The following is a 19,593-nucleotide window of genomic DNA, read 5'->3' on the forward strand; positions in this document are numbered from 1 at the left end:
ATAAAAACTGTAATATTTTTTTACAAACCTTTTTTGTTTCTCTCTATCTCCTCGTTAAGCTCATTGAGATAAACCCATCTATCCATAGCCTCATCAAGTTCAGCTTCAAACTTTTCTTTTTCCTCTGTAAGCTCTTGAAGTTTGACATAGTCACTGCCACACTTTGAAATTTCTTCATCAATCTCAGCTATTTTAAGTTCTATTCCTTCAATTCTGTCATTTATAGTGTCAAACTCACGCTGGTCTTTATATGTCATTTTCATAAGTTTTTTTGGCTTTTCTTCTTCCTGTTTTCTCTCTACTTTTTCAGCCTTCACAGGTTTTTCAACATTTTCAATAACTTCTTCTTTATCATGCTGAATTTTATAATCTGTATATCCCCCTTCATACTGTTTTATTTTGCCATTTCCCTCAAAAGAGAATATTCTATTTACCATTTTATCAAGGAAATATCTATCATGGGAAACAGTAACAACAGCTCCCGGAAAATCCTCCAAATATTCTTCAAGTATTGTCAAAGTTTCAATATCCAAATCATTTGTAGGCTCATCAAGGAAAAGCATATTAGGAGCAGCCATAAGAACTCTCAAAAGATAAAGTCTTCTCTTTTCTCCACCGGAAAGTTTTGATATAGGAGACCACTGTATATCCCCCTTAAAGAGAAATTTTTCAAGCATTTGAGAAGCTGTTATTCTTCCGTCAGCAGTTGGAACATACTCTGCAACCTCTTTAATATAATCTATAACACGCATATTTTCGTCCATTTCACCATTATCTTGGGCGAAAACACCTATTTTTACAGTATCACCAATCTCAACTGTTCCACTATCAGGTGCAAGTCTACCTGTTATTATATTCATAAGAGTAGATTTACCACAACCATTATGACCTATAATTCCAACTCTGTCATCTCTAAGTATAATATAGCTAAAATCATCAATATACTTTTTGCCCTCATAACTCATAGAAACATTGTTTATCTCTATTGTTTTTCTTCCAAGTCTTGAAGCTCCAACGCTTATCTCAACACTTCCACGGAGTTCAGGAGCTTTTATAGCAGAAACCTCCTCAAAACGCTCAATACGAGCTTTCTGTTTTGTACTTCTAGCCTGTGCCCCTCGTCTAATCCAAGCAAGCTCTCTACGCAAAAGATTTTGTCTTTTTCTCTCCCCTGCCAGTTCAAGTTCTTCTCTTTCAGCTTTAAGCTCTAAAAATTGACTGTAATTTCCCTGATAGGTATATAATTTACCTTTGTCAAGTTCTATTGTTTTATTAACAACTCTATCAAGGAAATATCTGTCATGAGTTACCATAAGAAGGGATTTTGTACATTTACCCAAATAATTTTCAAGCCAGTCAACAGTTTCATTATCAATATGGTTTGTAGGCTCGTCCATAATAAGAATATCAACAGGAGAAATCAAAGCCCCTGCCATAGCAACACGTTTTCTCTGTCCACCACTTAAAAGCTGTACTTCTTTATGAAAGTCAGTTATACCTAATTTTGTAAGTATAGTTTTAGCCTCACTTTCAAGTCCCCAAGCATCCTCTTTATCCATTTTTTCAGTAAGTTCTATAAGTTTTTTCTCAGCTTCCTTTGAATAATTATTTTCAACCTGAAAGAGAGCCTCCTCATATTCCTTTACAGTCTGCATTTTAGGATTATCATTTTTAAAAACCTGATTTATAACAGTCATCCCCTCATCAAATTCAGGCATTTGAGGAAGATAACCTATTCTTAGACCATTCATAGTTGTTATTGTACCACTGTCAGCATTTTCAACACCTGCAATTATTTTTAAAAGTGTTGATTTTCCTGTACCATTGACACCTATAACACCTATTTTATCACCTTCATTTATACCGAATGAAATTTCATCAAAAAGAATTTTATCAGTAAAAGTCTTTGAAAGTTTTTCAACAGTTAAAAGATTATTCATCATTCACACCTCTTCTATAATAATCTTATATAAATATATATTTTAAAAGATACTTTTGTCAAATACAAAAGGCGTCCAAAGGACGCCTTAAAATATTTATTATTTATTTACAAGCTATATATTTTTCTCTGTCAATTTCTTTTTCACTATTTGCAACAACAACAGAACATACACAGTCACCCATAACGTTTACAGTAGTTCTCATCATATCAAGAATTCTGTCGAAACCGATTATAAGAGCAATACCATCAAGAGGAAGACCGGCAGACTCAAGAACCATAGCAAGTGTAATCATACCTACACCAGGAGCTCCAGCAGTACCTATTGATGCTAAAACAGCAGTAAGTATTACTGAAAGTATCATATGTATTGACATATCAATACCATAAACCTGAGCTATAAATACAGCTGCAACACCCTGCATAATAGCAGTACCGTCCATATTAATTGTAGCACCTAAAGGAAGTGTAAAAGAATATATTGATTTATCAACACCAAGTTTCTCCATAGTTTCCATACTTACAGGAAGAGCAGCATTACTTGATGATGTTGTAAATGTAACAGTTGCAACAGTAGCATACTGTTTTAAGAAATTTTTAACAGGAAGACCTGTAAGAGTTTTTAAAAGTCCACTGTATATTATAAAACTGTGTATAAGCATACCTATTGCAACAACACCAATCATTTTTGCAACACTTACAAGAGACTCTACACCAACACTATAAACAGTATTTGCAATAAGAGCACATACACCAATAGGAGCAATATACATAACTATTGTAACAACTTTTAATACACAATCATTTAACGCTCCAAGAATATCAACAAGTATTTTTCCTCTCTCACCTATAAGACCTATACCAACACCAAAGAAAAGAGCAAAAACTATAATCTGTAAAAGATTTCCTTCAGACATAGCCTGTATAGGGTTTGTAGGTAACATATCAAGGAAAGTATCAACAACAGGTTTTGACTCAGGTATAGTATATTCACCCTGTAAAAGCTGTGACATATCAAGTCCAGCTCCCGGACGAAGTGTAAGACCTAATATAACAGCTATTATAACGGCAACAGCTGTTGTAACAATATAGAAAGATATTGTTTTTGCTGAAATTCTTCCCAATTTCTTAACGTCAGACATCTCACAAACTGCATAACTTAATGAACAGAATACAAGAGGTACAACCATCATTTTAATAAGATTTATAAATCCATTACCTAAAAACTTAATTATTCCTCCTACAAGAACAGTATCTCTAAATGTTCCTTCAGGCATCTTTTTAAGTAAAAAGCCTATAAGGATACCAAGAGCAAGACCTATAAATATATAAGTCGCAAGACTCATTTTTTTCTTTTCCATATTTATCCTCCGTTTTTAATATTTCCTCACAAACACAGTTAATATTAACACTCACCAAACTTATTTTAAAGCTGTAAATATTTACAGCAGTTCAATGAAATTTTAACCACACCATAAAACTATGTATATAAAGCATTATTTCACAGTAACAAATTTACTTTGAAATAGCATTATTTTATATCGCTATCAAGTATTTTTATATTATTATGGTAATTATATAAATAATATTTATATAAAAATATACTCTAAAAAAACCCATTATAATTATATATTTATTTTTGTCATTTATCAATATAAAATTTCATATTGATAAATTTAAAAATTCAATTATAATTAAATATAAAAATTATAGTGACCGTTAGGAGGAAAGAGAATGATAAAACTTGAACGTACAGACGTTATGAATTTTGAAAACGCCATAAGAGGAGCAAGAAACCCTATGAACAGCTGGAACAGAATGGACAGCTTTTATGACGAAAATGGTAATTTTATAATGGGCGAAAATGATAGAGACTTAGCAAAAAGACTTGTAAAAGCAGGAAATGACCACAGAAAATTTATACGTCAGATTTTTGTTTCCGTTGATATAACAGCTCCTCTTTACTGGTGGAAAGAATACGATACATACAAAGTAGGAACAGTTGCAAACTCCACAAGCACAATGCATAAAATAACATCAAAGCCTTTTAGTATAGATGATTTTAGCTGTGACAGAATGAATGATGATACAGTTAAACAAATGGAAAATGTAATAGCTCACTTAGAAAAACTTCGTCTTGAATTTTTAGAGACAAAAGATAAAACAATATGGTATTCAATAATACAGTTTTTACCTTCAAGCTACAATCAGATGAGAACTTGCACTTTAAACTATGAAAATATTTTAAATATATACTATGCAAGAAAAAATCATAAACTTGATGAATGGCATAAATTCTGTGATTGGATAAAAGATTTACCATATATAGCAGATTGGATTGATTAATAAAAAACCGCTGTAAATACAGCGGTTTTTATTTTAATTATTGAACTGAAAAACTTTTAAGTTTTTCAATAAAATCAGCATACTCTTTAGTATCTTTCATCTCTGTTAAAAGGTCACCAAAACGCTGTTTAACTTTTCCATGAGCTTTAAAGAACTCAAGACAGACATTAGTAACATCTTTTGCACTTTCATAAGGAATTCTACAAATTTCCTCACCTATAATTGACTGTCTTCCAAAACGTCCACCTATGAAAACACGAAGGTTATTTTTAGGAGCACCCATAAATGCAAGGTCATTAAGCTGAACTTTCGCACAGTTATTTGGACATCCTGTAATATTAATTTTAAATTTATGTGGGAGAGGAGCTTCAAAAAACTCATCGTGGAGCTCTTTACAAAGTTTCTGTGTATCAACAAGACCAAATTTACATACAGTACCTTTACAACATACAAGAGGTCTTACACCAACACTTGTACCACCATAAACAAGACCAAGCTCGTCCATTTCTTTCATCATAGGTTCAACATTTTCATATTTAATTCCAGGAATTTCAGCATTAAGTCTTACTGTAACAACAACTTTTCCCTCTGCATATTTTTCTGCAACATAAGCAATTTTTTTAAGTTCTTCAGCAGTAGCCATACCAGCTGGTAAAATAATTCTAACTACAAAATGCTCTTTATCCTTCATAAAAAGGAAACCTTTACTTTTAAGCTCAGCTAATCTTTCAAGACTTACATCTATCATAGTTCATTCCTCCATTTTTCATTTTTATTTAAACCTCTTTTTATATGATAACACCATAAAAAGAAAAACACAAAGACAAATTGCACAAACAACTATTATATTATTTTATTATATTATTACTCAAATTTATTGACTGATACATTTTAATTAAAAATAAAAAAGCGTGTTCCTTTTGGAACACGCAATTTTTTAAAGAACCATATTGAGGAAATCCTGAGTTCTCTTATTTTGTGGATTACCGAAAACTTCTTCAGGAGTTCCCTGTTCAACAATATAACCTCCGTCCATGAATATAACTCTGTCAGCAACTTCACGGGCAAATCCCATTTCGTGAGTAACAACAACCATAGTCATACCCTGTTCAGCAAGTTTTTTCATAACATTTAAAACCTCTCCAACCATTTCAGGGTCAAGAGCACTTGTAGGCTCATCAAAAAGCATTATATCTGGTCTCATTGCAAGAGCTCTTGCAATAGCAACCCTCTGCTGCTGACCACCTGAAAGATTAGCAGGATATTCATCATATTTTTCAGAAAGACCTACTGTCTCAAGGAGTTTTCTTGCTGTTTTTTCAGCTTCCTCCTCTGTAAGTCTCTTTCTGTCAACAGGTGCAAGTTTAATATTTTTTCCAACTGTTAAATGTGGGAAAAGATTAAACTGTTGGAAAACCATACCGATATTTTCTCTTATTTTATTTATATCAGCATTTTTATCCATAATGTCAAAACCATCAACAATAATTGTACCTTCTGTGGCTTCTTCAAGTTTATTAAGACATCTTAAAAATGTACTTTTACCTGAACCAGAAGGCCCAATAAGACAAACAACTTCGCCGTCCTGAACCTCAAGGTCAATACCTTTAAGGACTTCAAGTTTTCCATAATTTTTATGAAGATTTTTAACGACTACCTTTGCCATTAGAAAGCCTCCTTTCAAGAATACCAAGAATTTTTGTCAATGAGAATATAACAACAAAATACATTACAGCTGTAAATCCATATATTTCGAAAGCCTTAAAGTTTCTTGAAACTATAAGAGTTGATGCTTTCATAAGCTCTGGTGCACCTATAACAGAAATTATAGATGTATCTTTAAGTGTAATAATAAACTGGTTAGCAACAGAAGGAATAACAATTCTTATTGCCTGTGGAATAATAACTTTTGTCATAGCCTTTGAATAAGGAAGTCCAAGGCTTCTTGCAGCCTCCATCTGTCCTTTGTTTACTGCATTTATACCACTTCTAAATATTTCAGAAAGATAAGCTCCAGCATTAAGTGAAAGAACTATAATACCAGCTGTAAAATTACCCATAGTGAATTTAAATACTGCTGTAATACCAAAGAAAAGGAAATATGCCTGAATAATAAGAGGTGTTCCTCTTATTATATCAACATATATTGTTGCTATGGCTTTTAATATTTTAAATCTTGAAATCTTAAAAAGACAAGTAACCATACCAAGAACAATAGCAATAATAAGAGATACAACAGTAAGCTCTATTGTAACTCCAAGACCTTTAAGAAGACTTGGAAAACTCTGTAAAAAAAGTTGATAAAGACTCATATTGCATTACTCCTGAATATAAGTATCTAAGATTTCCTGATACTTACCACTTTCTTTGAGATTTGCAAGACCATCGTTGAACATCTCTACAAGTTCAGCTTTCTCGCCTTTTTTAACACCAAATCCATAAGATGAACCCTGTTCTTTTTCAGTAACAAATTTAAGGCCTATACCCTGTGTAATAGCATAACCTACAACTGGATAGTCTTCAAAACAAGCAACTGCACTTCCTGAAAGAACTGCCTGATACATTGAGTTTGAATCATCATAAACGTCCATAGTAAAACCATACTGACTAGCAATAGAGTTAGCAAATCTTTCACCCTCTGTACCAATCTTAACAGCTACTTTTTTACCTTTTAAATCTTCATAAGATTTGATGTCATTATTATCTTTACCAATAGCCATAATAACACCTGAGTCAAAATAAGGGTCTGAGAAATCAAAAGTCTGTTTTCTTTCATCTGTTATAGACATACCAGCAATCATACCATCAGCCTGTCCTGATGTTACAGCCTGTAAAGCAGCATTAAATCCAAGAGACTGGAGTTCAATCTCAAAACCTTGGTCTTCTGCAATAGCATTGATAAGGTCAATGTCAATACCTACAAACTCTCCACTTTCATTCTGGAATTCGAAAGGAGCAAATGTTGTATCTGTTGCGATAACATATTTTTTGCCCTCTCCTGGTTTTTCGCCTTCTGTCTGGCTTTCTGTGTTTGAATTGTTTGAATTTGTACTAGCTGAGTTGTCAGAACCACAGGCAGCAAGTGAAAATACCATACCCATTGAAAGCACTACTGCCATTGTTGATTTGAAAAATTTCATTACTATCAATCTCCTTTTTGATAAATTTACAAATTAGTATATCATAATCATAAAAAAAACACAAACTGTCTATAATCTCTATACTTATTTGCATTTACAAATTACACTACTTAATTATAAAGTTAAACAATATTATATACAAGTATTAATTTAGGCAAAAAATAAAGGGTGTATTCACACCCTTTAAAAATTTATTTTTTAAAATTATTCATATCTTAAAGCCTCAATAGGGTCTTTTTTGGCAGCCTTTCCAGCAGGATACATTCCAAAGAATATACCAACAAAAGCAGAGAATATGACAGCTCCTATAACAACTTGAGGTTTTATAACAACAGATATTCCCGCAATTCTACCACCTATCATGACAATACTTGCAGCCAAAACAGTTCCTATTATACCTCCAACAGCTGATATAATAGCCGACTCTATAAGAAACTGCATAAGAATATCTTTAGTTCTAGCTCCAAGAGCTTTTCTTATACCTATTTCCCTTGTTCTCTCTGTAACAGAAACAAGCATTATATTCATAATACCAATACCACCAACAACAAGAGATATTGCCGCAATAGCACCAACAGCAGCAGAAAGACCACTCATAATACTATCAATAGTTCCGCTTTCCTCCTCTGCCGAATAATAAATAACATTTTCAGGTTTTACATTTTTTATTCTGGCAATATAATTTACAATTCTCTCTTTAAAAACAGCCGAATTAGTATCTTTATTTTTATAAAAATAAGGTGAGAAATATGAACCATCAGGAGATGTCAAAAGACTTTCAGCCACAAAAGCCTCCTTTGTAGCTGTACCCATAAGAAGTTTCATAATGGCTGACTGTTCACTTCTATAAACTCCAACAACATTCATTTCTTTTGTCTCTTTACCATTATAGTTATCGAATGTTACTTTGATTTGTTTTCCAATAGGTTCATTGTTACCAAAAATTTCATTTGCTGTTGTTTCCTCAAGGACTATATTCATTTTTTCCCCATTTTGGTCACTTTCGTCAATCATTCTTCCCTTTATAAGTTTGACAGTAGGGGTAACTTTTTCATATCCGTCTTGTATTCCAACAGCACTTACAGAACTAGAATTTCTTCCATTTGCAACAGTAACTTTTGAACTACTTCTTGTTGTTACATGATAATCAAGATTATCTTTAAATGTATTTTCTATTTTTTCTATATCATCAAGAGTAAAAGACTCATTATTGCTATAATAGCCATTTTCAGAACGTATATATACATAAGCAAGACCAGAGCCCACAGCTTTATACTGGTCAGCCATAACACTTCTCATAGTATCACCTATTGATACTATTGATATAACAGAGCTTATGCCTATAATCATTCCAAGCATTGTAAGGAAAGACCTCATTTTATTAATTCTTATAGCAGAAAGAGCAAGTTTAAGATTTTCAAGTATAAGCATCAGTCTTTCACCACCTTTGTATCACTTATAATTTGACCATCTTTAAATCTGACTATACGTTTTGTAAATTCCGCAATATCGTCTTCATGGGTAACAACAATAACTGTTGCACCTTCATTATTAAGCTCTGTAAAAAGCTCCATAATCTCTATTGATGAAGCTGTATCAAGATTTCCCGTAGGTTCATCAGCAAGAATTATAGGTGGGTTGTTAGCCAATGCACGAGCTATGGCAATTCTCTGTCTTTGACCTCCCGAAACCTCATTAGGCATATGGTTCATTCTAGCTCCAAGTCCAACTTTTTTAAGAAGTTCCTCAGCTCTTTTTCTTCTTTCATTCCTTCCAACTTTTGCATATATCATAGGCAATTCAACATTTTTGATAGCTGATGTTCTTGGAATAAGATTAAAAGACTGAAATACAAAGCCTATTTTTTTATTTCTTATATATGAAAGTTTTTCTTTTTTCTCCTTAGTTATATCAATACCATCAAGATAATATTTACCTGATGTGGCAGTGTCAAGACAACCTAAAATATTCATCATTGTAGATTTACCTGAGCCGGATTGTCCCATAATAGCAACATATTCACCTTGTTTTATTGTAAGATTTATACCTCTTAAGGCTTTCACTTCCAAAGCCCCTGTATCATAGGTTTTATGTATATCCTGTAAAACAATTATATCTTTTATATCTTTTTTGTTGTCCATAAAATCACCACCTGTCACTAGGCTGACATAACGACAGTTCCCTCTGTCATTGTTGAAGGGTCAGGACTCATTATAATTTCATCACCAACATTTATTCCCTCGCCTTTAATTTCAATATTTACATCATTTTCAATACCAAGTTCAACAGGTATTATTTCAATTTTATTTTCACTATTTACTCTATAAATAGAATATGTTTTATCACCATTATCATAAACACATTCAATAGGCACATACAATGTATCTTTACTTAAATTTATATGTATTTTAGCCTTAGCATTTATTCCTGCAATAAGTTTATCATTTTTTCCTATAACATCAATTAATATAGGTATAACTCTCTCTGTACTTCCTGTTTTCTGTTCACCTGTTGGAGATATTCTTGAAACGACACCTTCAACAGTTTCATCACCAAGTATATCAGCACTTATAGTTACACTTTGACCTTCTTTAATCTTATCTATATCATACTCACTTACATTTACTTTCATTTGGAGTTTATCAATATTTTCTATTACAAACATAGGCTTTTCAGCTTCTGTATCATCAGCAAAACGTCCCACTTTAGAGTTAACTCTTGTAACAGTTCCATCAATTCCACTTTTTATATTACATTCCAAAAGCTCCTCTTTTTTTCTCTCCAAATTTCTTTCGGCAATCTCAATATTTTTATTCATAGAAGCTGTACTTGTTCCATTCTGAATATTTTCAAGATTTTGAAGTTCCGCCTCAGTTGGAACAATCTGACCATTTACAGCACCATAAGCGTCAACATCTCTTTTTGAATTATCATATTCAAGTTGAGCTTGTTTAAGATTTTCACCAGTTTCAATACCACTATTATATAAAGTTTGAATATTATCTAATTTTCTTTTAGCTTCATTCATATTATCAACAGCTTTTTCATAATCTTTCTGTTTATTAGCTATACTGTCATCAAGCTGTGCTTTTGCCAATTCATAGGAATTATCTGTGCTATTTTCAGCCTCATTTCTCTGTATTTTTAAAAGTTCAATATTATCCTGAAGCTCTCTTATATCCTTTTCTATACTTTCAGTATCAAGTCTAGCTATAATTTGGTCTTTTGTTACTCTGTCACCTTCTTTTACATTTATTTCAGTGACTTTATAATGTAATTTAGAAACAACATCAACACTTTCAGTGCCTTCAAGAGGAGCTGTAAGTTCAATATTATTTTCTATATCCCCTTTCCCAACAGGAAAAGTTGTCACAGGAACTCCCGTAGGTTTTTGTGTTCTATTAGAAAATTTAAAACCTACAATACCTACTATTACAAGAAGTCCTATTCCAATTATTAATTTTTTCTTTGTAAATTTCATAATTTTACTCCCTCCCACAATCAAATCATACATCAATATAATAATAAACTAGAAATCTTAAAAAATTTTTAAGCACTTCTTACTAATAAATTTCAATATATTTACATTACGACATCAATATATAATTTATTTCAAAAATATTTTATAATAATAAAGCAATTTTTGTCTAAAAATCGTATAATATTATATATAACATTACCATTTATTTAGTAATTATGGAGGTAATCATGAACACTAATCCTATCGACGAAATAACAAAGAATTATATAACAAACAATTACAGTCTCTTTCCAGAACTTCCTTTTGAGAAACTTATAAGAGATTTTCAAGAACTTAATCTTATATATAAATGTGCAATAAAAGAGGTTTATACAAAGCTTGAAGTATTAAGTGAAGAATTTCAAGTTAAACGCCAAAGAAACCCAATAGAATATATGAAAACAAGGGTAAAATCAATACAAAGTGCCGTTGAAAAAGTTCACAGAAAAGGTTTTGACCTTTCAATAGAGTCAATAAGAACAAATCTTCACGATATGGCAGGAATAAGAGTTGTTTGTTCATATGTTGATGATATATATGCAATAGCTGATATGCTTACAAGTCAAAATGACATAACTTTGATAGAGAAAAAAGATTACATAAAAAATCCAAAACCTAATGGATACAGAAGTCTTCATCTTATTGTTGAAGTTCCTGTATTTTTCTCTGACCATACAGAGCTTGTAAAGGTTGAAGTACAAATTAGAACAATAGCAATGGATTTTTGGGCAAGTCTTGAGCATAAATTACACTATAAATCAAACGTTACAAAATGCTCAATAAATATTAAAAATGACCTTAAAGAATGTGCTGACATAATAGCTCAAACAGATATGAGAATGCAAAGCATACATGAAATGGTTGAAAAACTTGAAGATGATATTGAATTAAAAGAAATAAAAATATAAAAAAAGATACCCTTTTAAGGGTATCTTTTTATAATTTATCAAGAAGCACTTTTTGTATTTCCGCCACGTTTTTTTCTTGATTTTCTGTTAATAGGTTCTCTATTTTCATTATAAACATACTCAGGAACTTTTGTATTAACAGTATCCTCTGTAATTATACACTTCTCAACATTAGTTTCTGAAGGTATTTCATACATAATAGGATTTATAAACTCCTCAACAATACTTCTAAGTCCACGAGCTCCTGTCTGTCTCTCAACAGCCTGTTTAGCGATAGCACGGAGAGCCTCATCTTTAAATTCAAGATAAACATCATCAAGCTCAAAAAGATACTCATACTGTTTTGTAAGAGCGTTTTTAGGCTCTTTGAGTATTTCAACAAGGGCATCTTCATTAAGATTATTGAGAGTAACAACAACAGGAAGACGACCTATAAACTCTGGAATAAGACCATATTTGAGAAGGTCTTTAGGCTGAAGCTGTTTTAAAAGTTCATCGGCTGTACTGTCATTTTTAGACTGAACCTTAGCACCAAAACCAATAGCTTTCTGTCCAACTCTCTGCTGTATAATCTTTTCAATACCTCCGAAAGCACCACCACAAATAAAGAGTATATTTGTTGTGTCAATCTGTAAAAACTCCTGATGAGGGTGTTTTCTGCCACCCTGAGGAGGAACAGAAGCCACTGTACCCTCAAGTATTTTTAAAAGTGCCTGCTGAACACCTTCACCACTTACATCACGAGTTATTGAAGGGTTTTCAGATTTCTTTGTAATTTTATCTATCTCATCAATATATATTATACCTCTCTCTGCTCTCTCCATATCATAATCAGCAGCCTGTATGAGTTTAAGGAGTATATTTTCAACGTCTTCACCAACATAACCAGCTTCTGTTAAAGATGTGGCATCTGCAATGGCAAAAGGCACATTGAGAAGTCTTGCAAGAGTCTGGGCAAGAAGTGTTTTACCTGTTCCAGTAGGACCAACAATAAGTATATTACTCTTTGCAAGCTCTACATCATCACTTAACTGACCTGAGTTTATTCTCTTGTAGTGATTATATACAGCAACAGAGAGCACTTTTTTAGCTTCGTCCTGACCTATTACATACTCGTCAAGTATAGCTTTTATTTCCTTTGGTTTTGGTATTTCAAAGTCTTCATCAACACTTGAATAGTGCTGTGGCTCTTCATCTATTATATCAGCACAAAGCTCTATACACTCATCACAGATATAAACATTAGGACCAGCAATAAGTCTTCTAACCTGCTCCTGTGTTTTTCCGCAGAAAGAACATCTAAGCTGTTTCTTTTCTTCGTTTTTCACGGCTTTTCTCCTTTCTCAGATTAATTTATATCAATACTGAGGTCTTTTTATAACTTCGTCAATAAGTCCGTAATTAACAGCCTCCTCAGCTGTCATATAGTTATCACGCTCAGTATCTCTGTCAACTTCCTCATAGCTCTTTCCAGTATTCTCAGCAAGAATTTCATTTAACTGTCTTCTTGTTTTAAGAATATTTTCAGCAGCTATTCTGATTTCAGTTTCCTGACCTCTAGCACCACCGGAAGGCTGATGTATCATAATTGTTGAATTAGGTAAAGCAAAGCGTTTTCCCTTTGCACCACCTGCAAGAAGGAATGCACCCATGCTAGCAGCCATTCCAAGACATATTGTTGACACATCAGGTTTTATATACTGCATAGTGTCATATATGGCAAGACCTGCTGTTACAGAACCTCCCGGACTGTTTATATAAAGGCTTATATCTTTGTCTGGGTCTTCCGCTGCAAGGAATAAAAGCTGAGCAACAACAAGGCTTGCTGTCACGTCATTTACTTCCTCACCAAGGAATATTATTCTGTCTTTTAAAAGTCTTGAATATATGTCATAGGAGCGTTCTCCGCCCTTAGTCTGTTCAATAACGTAAGGTACTAAACTCATATAATCATTCCTTTCCATAATTTTATTTTATATACGTAAAATATTTTGCTGAGTTTTGTCAAAAACCTTTTAAATCCAAAAACAGGGCGGTAAATCCGCCCCGTTAAAATTCAAAAAATTACTCAGCTTTTGGTTCAACCTCAACAGCGTTTTCTTCAATGAATGTCATTGCTTTACGAACAAGGAGGTCTTTTTCAAGGTTAGCTCTGTCTTCATCTCTGAAGATTTCAAGCATTTTTTCTGGTTTAAGTCCCCATGACTCGCCAAGTTTACCAACTTCCTCATCAACTTCCTCTTTAGAAAGTGTAAGATTTTCTTTAGCAGCAACAGCTTCAAGAACAAGTCTTGCATCAACGCTCTTCTTAGCTGTATCTTTGAACTGGTCTCTTAAACCATCTTTTGTTATTCCCATGTAGCTGCAGTATAAGTCAAGTGAAAGACCGCTTCTTCCGATATTCTGTTCAAAATCTCCAAGAAGCTGTTCTAATTTGTTATCATACATGCATTCTGGAACATCCATTGTTGAGTTTTCAACAGCTTTGTCAAGAAGGCTATCGCTCATAATCTGTTTAGCTCTTGCTTCTTTGTCTTTTGTAAGTTTTTCAACTATGCTTGCTTTGTATGCATCAAGTGTGTCAAAATCTGAAACGTCCTGAGCAAGTTCATCATTAGCTTCTGGAAGTTCTTTGAATTTGATTTCTTTAACTTCAACAGCGAATACAGCATCTTTACCTTTAAGGTCTTCTGTGTGGTAATCTTCTGGGAATTTAACGTTTACGTCAAATTTATCTCCTGTGTTGTGACCAACAATCTGGTCTTCAAATGTATCAATGAATGTATGTGAACCTAAAGTAAGGTCATAAGCGTCTGACTGTCCGCCTTCAAAAGCAACACCGTCAACTGTTCCAAGGTAGCTGATTGTTACAACGTCGCCCATCTGTGCAGCTCTGTCTGTGATAGTAACCATTCTTGAGTTCTGTTCCTGAACTTTTTTGATTTCAGCTTCAACTTCATCAGCTGTAACTTCAACATTCTGTTTTTCAACTTCAAGACCTTTGTACTCACCTAAAGTTACTTCAGGTTTTACATATACACCGATTTCAAAAGTTACACCAGTTTCTTTTCCAATTTCTTTGATTTCAACATCTGGTCTTGAAACAACATCAAGTTCAAGTTCTTTTATAACTGACTCATATTCTTTATTTAAAATAAAGTTTACAGCATCATCATAGAATTTTCCTGCACCATACTGAGCTTCAATAATTTTTCTTGGAGCTTTACCTTTTCTAAATCCAGGGATAGAGATATTCTTTTTAGCTTTGTTGTAAGCATACTGAATACCTTCCTCAAGAGCCTCAGCACTTGACTGGAAAGTAAATTTAACTAAATTATTTTCTTTACTTATAATAGTTGCGTTCATTTCTAAAAATTCCTCCTAAAAATTTATAAAAGTCTTAAAAAGGACTTATTTCTTTATGCATTGTAGAACAAATAAGGAGAACAAATCTCCCTCTACGCAATCACATGATATTATATCATAGTAAAATAATAAAATCCATAAAAATATGTTGATTTTACAACTTTTTAGTATATTTCCCATTCTGTATTACACACAACAGCGTCTGTATTCCATTCTATAAAATCCAAAACATTCTGCACAATTTGCTCTGCATGATTAGACTCTCCTGATACACAAGAAAAGCCTATAACAATAGTTTCATGTATATCCTGACAATCAACCTCCGCAACAGATATATTAAACTTATTTTTCATTCTTGAAATAAGGCTTTTTACAACCATTCTTTTCTCTTTAAGAGTATTAACCCACTCTGCCCTAAGTGTAACTTTACATATACCCGTAAACATATTTACACCACCTTAAAAGTTTCTTAAAAAATTATTAATTTAAGCATTTTTTAATATTTCATCATTATAATTAAATCATATAAAACATATCAAAAAAGGAGGCATTATATGAATAAAAAATACCTAAAAATAATATTTTCAGTTGCATTTGCAATTTTTATAATAGTAGCTTTTTCTGTAATAAGCAACCCTATTGCTTCGGCAAAAAACAAGTTTTCAAAAATATATTCTATAAGCATAGAAATAAAAAACGATAATATAGACAGAGAATATACATTTATGAGTAAAGATGAAATATCAAAACTTCTTGATATAGCCGACACAATAGAGGAAGCTGACAAAAAAACAGAAACAACAGCTGACATAGAATTTACAGTATTTATGAATGATAATTCAGCAATGCAATTTTCATTTGAGGACGTCGAAAATTATGCAGAATACTTTAAACCTTTTGCAAATGTATACAGTGACCTTACAAATTAAAAAATGCGTACAAAATATTTGTACGCATTTTTTATGTAATTTATAATAAAAAGTCTATAAATGTTTTTCCAAGAAGCATAACAACAACAGTTATCATAACAGGACGTATAAATTTTGAACCTTTCTTTACTGCCAATCCTGAACCTATATAATTTCCCGCAATATTACATATAGCTGCTGGTATAGCAATTTGATATATAACCATTCCAGAAATCATAAAACTTACAAGGGCAGAAATATTTGATGATAAATTTAATATTTTTGTGTTCCCTGAAGCAGTTTTCAAATCATACTTCATAAAAGCTGAGAAAAAGAATATGGCAATAGTACCTGTTCCCGGTCCTATAAAACCGTCATAAAAGCCCACAGAAAGACCTATCAATAAAGATACAAAAACAGCCTTAATTCCCCTCATAAGCTGTCCTTCAACCTGTCCTATATCTTTTTTAAGTATAATTAAAATAGATATTACAGGAAGGACAATAACCATCATTGTTCTCAAAAATTGGTCACTTAAATTTATAACAATATGAGCAGCTATTCCAGAGCCTATTATAGCACCAACAGCAGACACAAGAGCTATTTTAATATCAAGAGCCTTATTTGCCATAAACCTTGCCACAGAAAAAGATGTTCCACAAGTTGATGAAAATTTATTACACCCCATAACACAATGCATAGGCATACCTGTCAAAGTATAAGCAGGTATTGATATAATACCGCCACCTCCAGCAATAGAGTCAATAAGACCAGCAATAAAAACCATGATGCAAACAAAAGCCATCTGTCCAAAACTATACATAATTAACCCCCAAAAAATAATAGATATACAAAAACCGGATTTTGAATTACAAAATCCGGTTTTAGAAAAAAAATAAAAGCGCGAAACGGGATTCGAACCCGCGGCCCTCGCCTTGGCAAGGCGATGCTCTACCACTGAGCCATTCGCGCATAGTATATTTAAAGCGGGTGATGAGAATCGAACTCACGTGTTCAGCTTGGAAGGCTGACGTTCTACCATTGAACTACACCCGCATAATATTTAAATTATATTTTAGGATTATACAGACAAAACTTAATTTTGTCAACACTTTTATTTTTAATAAATGGTGCCCAGAACCGGAATCGAACCAGTGACACGAGGATTTTCAGTCCTCTGCTCTACCAACTGAGCTATCTGGGCATATTGTGTTTACTGTGCTAAGAACAAGATTTTAAAAAATCATGCCCGAGACCGGAATCGAACCGGTACGGGTTTTACCCCGCAGGATTTTAAGTCCTGTGCGTCTGCCAGTTCCGCCACTCGGGCAAACACTTTTTTATCAGCCGTTTTTCGACTGCTTGTATATAATACCAAAGTAAAAATATTTTGTCAACACTTTTTCTAAAAATTTTCTAAAAAAATTTTTAGCCTGTATAAAACAGGCCAAAAAATAAAACTAAAATTCAAATTCTTCAATAACATTTCCATTTACATCAAGACCTTCAAAGTTCTTAATAGAATATTCAAAAGCCCCTCCAATAGGAATGAAAAATATTCTACTTTCAGAAACTTCACCTGTAATATATTTATTGTCACTTCCCTCTATATTACACCTAATAGTTTTTACATCTTCATTTTTGGAATATCCCCAAGCAAAACTTTTATCATAATTACCATAGGCAACCATTGTAACATATAAATTATCTTCCATATCATCAAAAGGAATATTTCCAGGATAGGAAGGTTCATCTCCTGTTTCCCACAAAAAAAGCATTGTACGTCTAACTTCATTAAAAGATATACCATAATCGTGTTTGCCAATCATAATATATCTATCATCATCTAAACTATATTTTACAGATATATCATAGGAAGGTCCATAATTATTACCTCTTTCAGCAGCATAAAAAGCTTTTTCAGGAGTTATATATCTATCAATCAATCTTAAATATGAAAAAACAAGAGCAATTATAATAACACTATATACAACTATTTTTCTATTTCTGTTCATAAATTCCCCCCTTTTTCATAGATATTTCAACAGTATACTCCTCTTTCCTGTCACCATATTTTATAATAAGTTTCTCTTCATTTTTAGGAAAGTTATCAACAGTATATTCATAGTATGAATAATATTTTTTATTAGGGCTTCGTCTTCTAAAAATATATTCATTATTATTTTCATCATATATTTTTAATATATCTCCATTAGTAAATTTTGTACCATATGAAAAAGGATTTTTAAATAATGAATATAATATTTTTATATCTCCATTATCATATCTAACAATTTTATCTAAAAATATATATGTATTATCAATTTTTCTTTTTTCGTCTATCTCTTGTATAAATTCAATTTTTTGACCATATTTCTCTACATTTTCATTTACAGTAACAAAATTATTTATTGATGAAAATATAAATATAAAAACAGTAGATATATTTAAAAATATAAGTAACATAGCAGAATATTTTAAAATTCTATATATCCAACCAACGAAAGGATTATGCTCTTTATTTAAGGCTTTTCCAATCTCCTCACTGTCTCCCATATATTCAACAGTAAGTTTTATAGCTTCATTCTCATCAATACCCTCATTTACAAGGTTGTTATATAAATCCTCCATATGCTCCATAATTTCAGAATATATATATTTATGGTCATATTTGAATTTAACATGAGACAATATATCTTTTACGTATTTTTCCCACTCAGGTGAACGCATGACCTCCACCTCCTACTACCGAATTTACAGAGGAAGTAAACTCCGACCACTGTTTTTTCTCTTTCTCAAGCTGTTTTTTTCCCTCAAATGTTATTCTATAATATTTTCTCACCTTTCCGTTTTCAGTCTCACAGCGATAGGATTTAACAAAATCCTGATTTTCCATTCTGTGTAATACAGGATATAAAGTACCTTCCTTAAACTGAAAAACACTGTTACTTCTCTTTTCTATCTCCTTTATAATTTCATAACCGTAATAATCTTTTTCTTTAAGTAAAGATAAAATCATAAAAACTGTACTTCCACCAATAAGACCTTTATCCAATGCCATAATATTTCACCTCCATTCAAATTTAAAATTTATACCTAGTATCTCTATGTATATTATACCTTGATAATCTATGTATGTAAACAATAAAAAAGCACATAATTTCATAAAAAACTATGTGCATAATATAAAAATCGAAAATAAAAAAACAGAGTAAAAATTACTCTGTCAAAAGTGGATGGGGAAGGATTCGAACCTTCGAAGCTATCGCAACAGATTTACAGTCTGCCCCCTTTGGCCACTCGGGAACCCATCCATATGTACTGTGAAATAAAAATAGTGTATCAAATCAACCAAATCTCCATAGAAAGGAGGTGATCCAGCCGCACCTTCCGATACGGCTACCTTGTTACGACTTCACCCCAGTCACTGGCTTCACCTTCGGCGACTCCCTCCTTGCGGTTAGGT

The 19,593-nt window shown here is 32.4% G+C and carries 20 protein-coding genes, 5 tRNA genes and 1 rRNA gene; 3 read left to right on the forward strand and 23 right to left on the reverse strand.

Annotated elements, in window-relative coordinates:
* Nucleotides 1-20: 20 nt before the first annotated feature.
* A complete protein-coding gene (locus B5E58_RS10650; protein ID WP_088109645.1) occupies nucleotides 21-1,940 on the reverse strand; it encodes an ABC-F family ATP-binding cassette domain-containing protein in 1,920 nt (639 codons plus the stop codon).
* Between the two features lie 103 nt (nucleotides 1,941-2,043).
* The gene (locus B5E58_RS10655) at nucleotides 2,044-3,300 is read right to left on the reverse strand and encodes a dicarboxylate/amino acid:cation symporter (protein WP_088109646.1); all 1,257 of its coding nucleotides are present in this window, start codon (nucleotides 3,298-3,300) and stop codon (nucleotides 2,044-2,046) included.
* Nucleotides 3,301-3,673: 373 nt separating this feature from the next.
* On the opposite strand from B5E58_RS10655, the gene B5E58_RS10660 reads away from it, so the two are divergent.
* Nucleotides 3,674-4,285 (forward strand): hypothetical protein, encoded by a 612-nt coding sequence (locus B5E58_RS10660; RefSeq protein WP_088109647.1) that lies wholly within the window; start codon nucleotides 3,674-3,676, stop codon nucleotides 4,283-4,285.
* Nucleotides 4,286-4,322: 37 nt separating this feature from the next.
* On the opposite strand, the gene B5E58_RS10665 is transcribed toward B5E58_RS10660, so the two are convergent.
* From B5E58_RS10665 to B5E58_RS10690, 7 genes are all read right to left on the reverse strand, one after another.
* Nucleotides 4,323-5,033 carry a hypothetical protein gene (locus B5E58_RS10665; RefSeq protein ID WP_088109648.1) on the reverse strand — a complete coding sequence of 237 codons (711 nt, stop codon included), beginning with the start codon at nucleotides 5,031-5,033 and terminating at the stop codon, nucleotides 4,323-4,325.
* Nucleotides 5,034-5,222: 189 nt separating this feature from the next.
* Entirely contained in the window at nucleotides 5,223-5,951 is a 729-nt protein-coding gene (locus B5E58_RS10670) for an amino acid ABC transporter ATP-binding protein (protein WP_088109649.1), read from the reverse strand.
* Nucleotides 5,932-6,597, reverse strand: coding sequence for an amino acid ABC transporter permease (locus tag B5E58_RS13710; protein ID WP_206608579.1), 666 nt, complete (start codon nucleotides 6,595-6,597; stop codon nucleotides 5,932-5,934). The genes B5E58_RS10670 and B5E58_RS13710 overlap by 20 nt, the downstream gene beginning before the upstream one ends.
* Nucleotides 6,598-6,603: 6 nt before the next feature.
* Entirely contained in the window at nucleotides 6,604-7,425 is an 822-nt protein-coding gene (locus B5E58_RS13715) for a transporter substrate-binding domain-containing protein (protein ID WP_206608580.1), read from the reverse strand.
* A 204-nt stretch (nucleotides 7,426-7,629) separates the two neighbouring features.
* Nucleotides 7,630-8,856: an ABC transporter permease gene (locus B5E58_RS10680; protein WP_088109650.1), complete on the reverse strand. Its 1,227-nt coding sequence runs from the start codon at nucleotides 8,854-8,856 to the stop codon at nucleotides 7,630-7,632.
* Complete coding sequence (locus B5E58_RS10685; protein ID WP_088109651.1) at nucleotides 8,856-9,566, reverse strand: ABC transporter ATP-binding protein; 711 nt, start codon at nucleotides 9,564-9,566, stop codon at nucleotides 8,856-8,858. Before B5E58_RS10685 ends, B5E58_RS10680 begins: the two co-directional genes overlap by 1 nt.
* Nucleotides 9,567-9,583: 17 nt before the next feature.
* Nucleotides 9,584-10,906, reverse strand: a complete 1,323-nt coding sequence (locus tag B5E58_RS10690; protein ID WP_158097733.1) for an efflux RND transporter periplasmic adaptor subunit — start codon at nucleotides 10,904-10,906, stop codon at nucleotides 9,584-9,586.
* Between the two features lie 227 nt (nucleotides 10,907-11,133).
* On the opposite strand from B5E58_RS10690, the gene B5E58_RS10695 reads away from it, so the two are divergent.
* On the forward strand, nucleotides 11,134-11,853 hold the full coding sequence (locus tag B5E58_RS10695) for a GTP pyrophosphokinase (protein ID WP_088109653.1): 720 nt from the start codon (nucleotides 11,134-11,136) through the stop codon (nucleotides 11,851-11,853).
* A 38-nt stretch (nucleotides 11,854-11,891) separates the two neighbouring features.
* Here B5E58_RS10695 and clpX read toward each other — a convergent pair whose 3' ends face one another.
* The 4 genes from clpX to B5E58_RS10715 all read right to left on the reverse strand — a co-directional run bounded on the left by clpX (nucleotide 11,892) and on the right by B5E58_RS10715 (nucleotide 15,665).
* A complete protein-coding gene (gene clpX, locus B5E58_RS10700) occupies nucleotides 11,892-13,181 on the reverse strand; it encodes an ATP-dependent Clp protease ATP-binding subunit ClpX (RefSeq protein WP_088109654.1) in 1,290 nt (429 codons plus the stop codon).
* Between the two features lie 30 nt (nucleotides 13,182-13,211).
* Entirely contained in the window at nucleotides 13,212-13,817 is a 606-nt protein-coding gene (gene clpP / locus B5E58_RS10705) for an ATP-dependent Clp endopeptidase proteolytic subunit ClpP (RefSeq protein WP_330395646.1), read from the reverse strand.
* A 100-nt stretch (nucleotides 13,818-13,917) separates the two neighbouring features.
* The gene (tig, locus tag B5E58_RS10710) at nucleotides 13,918-15,219 is read right to left on the reverse strand and encodes a trigger factor (protein ID WP_088109656.1); all 1,302 of its coding nucleotides are present in this window, start codon (nucleotides 15,217-15,219) and stop codon (nucleotides 13,918-13,920) included.
* Between the two features lie 164 nt (nucleotides 15,220-15,383).
* Complete coding sequence (locus tag B5E58_RS10715) at nucleotides 15,384-15,665, reverse strand: DUF503 domain-containing protein (protein ID WP_088109657.1); 282 nt, start codon at nucleotides 15,663-15,665, stop codon at nucleotides 15,384-15,386.
* Between the two features lie 108 nt (nucleotides 15,666-15,773).
* Here B5E58_RS10715 and B5E58_RS10720 point away from each other — a divergent pair, with 108 nt between their 5' ends.
* Nucleotides 15,774-16,148 carry a hypothetical protein gene (locus B5E58_RS10720; RefSeq protein WP_088109658.1) on the forward strand — a complete coding sequence of 125 codons (375 nt, stop codon included), beginning with the start codon at nucleotides 15,774-15,776 and terminating at the stop codon, nucleotides 16,146-16,148.
* A gap of 40 nt (nucleotides 16,149-16,188) precedes the next feature.
* On the opposite strand, the gene B5E58_RS10725 is transcribed toward B5E58_RS10720, so the two are convergent.
* The 10 genes from B5E58_RS10725 to B5E58_RS10770 all read right to left on the reverse strand — a co-directional run.
* Nucleotides 16,189-16,950, reverse strand: a complete 762-nt coding sequence (locus tag B5E58_RS10725) for a sulfite exporter TauE/SafE family protein (protein ID WP_088109659.1) — start codon at nucleotides 16,948-16,950, stop codon at nucleotides 16,189-16,191.
* A gap of 77 nt (nucleotides 16,951-17,027) precedes the next feature.
* Nucleotides 17,028-17,099 (reverse strand) — tRNA-Gly (locus B5E58_RS10730).
* Between the two features lie 13 nt (nucleotides 17,100-17,112).
* Nucleotides 17,113-17,183, reverse strand: a tRNA-Gly gene (locus B5E58_RS10735).
* 72 nt (nucleotides 17,184-17,255) lie between these two features.
* Nucleotides 17,256-17,331, reverse strand: a tRNA-Phe gene (locus tag B5E58_RS10740).
* 42 nt (nucleotides 17,332-17,373) lie between these two features.
* Nucleotides 17,374-17,457, reverse strand: a tRNA-Leu gene (locus B5E58_RS10745).
* 130 nt (nucleotides 17,458-17,587) lie between these two features.
* Nucleotides 17,588-18,142: a hypothetical protein gene (locus B5E58_RS10750; RefSeq protein ID WP_088109660.1), complete on the reverse strand. Its 555-nt coding sequence runs from the start codon at nucleotides 18,140-18,142 to the stop codon at nucleotides 17,588-17,590.
* Nucleotides 18,129-18,857, reverse strand: a complete 729-nt coding sequence (locus tag B5E58_RS10755) for a permease prefix domain 1-containing protein (protein ID WP_088109661.1) — start codon at nucleotides 18,855-18,857, stop codon at nucleotides 18,129-18,131. The genes B5E58_RS10750 and B5E58_RS10755 overlap by 14 nt, the downstream gene beginning before the upstream one ends.
* The gene (locus tag B5E58_RS10760; protein ID WP_088109662.1) at nucleotides 18,844-19,188 is read right to left on the reverse strand and encodes a PadR family transcriptional regulator; all 345 of its coding nucleotides are present in this window, start codon (nucleotides 19,186-19,188) and stop codon (nucleotides 18,844-18,846) included. The genes B5E58_RS10755 and B5E58_RS10760 overlap by 14 nt, the downstream gene beginning before the upstream one ends.
* Before the next feature lie 172 nt (nucleotides 19,189-19,360).
* Nucleotides 19,361-19,441, reverse strand: a tRNA-Tyr gene (locus B5E58_RS10765).
* Nucleotides 19,442-19,492: 51 nt separating this feature from the next.
* Nucleotides 19,493-19,593: ribosomal RNA gene (locus B5E58_RS10770) — 16S ribosomal RNA — on the reverse strand; the annotation flags it as partial.

It is taken from the genome of Tyzzerella sp. An114 (assembly GCF_002161055.1).
Lineage (GTDB): Bacteria > Bacillota > Clostridia > Lachnospirales > Anaerotignaceae > Fimicola > Fimicola cottocaccae.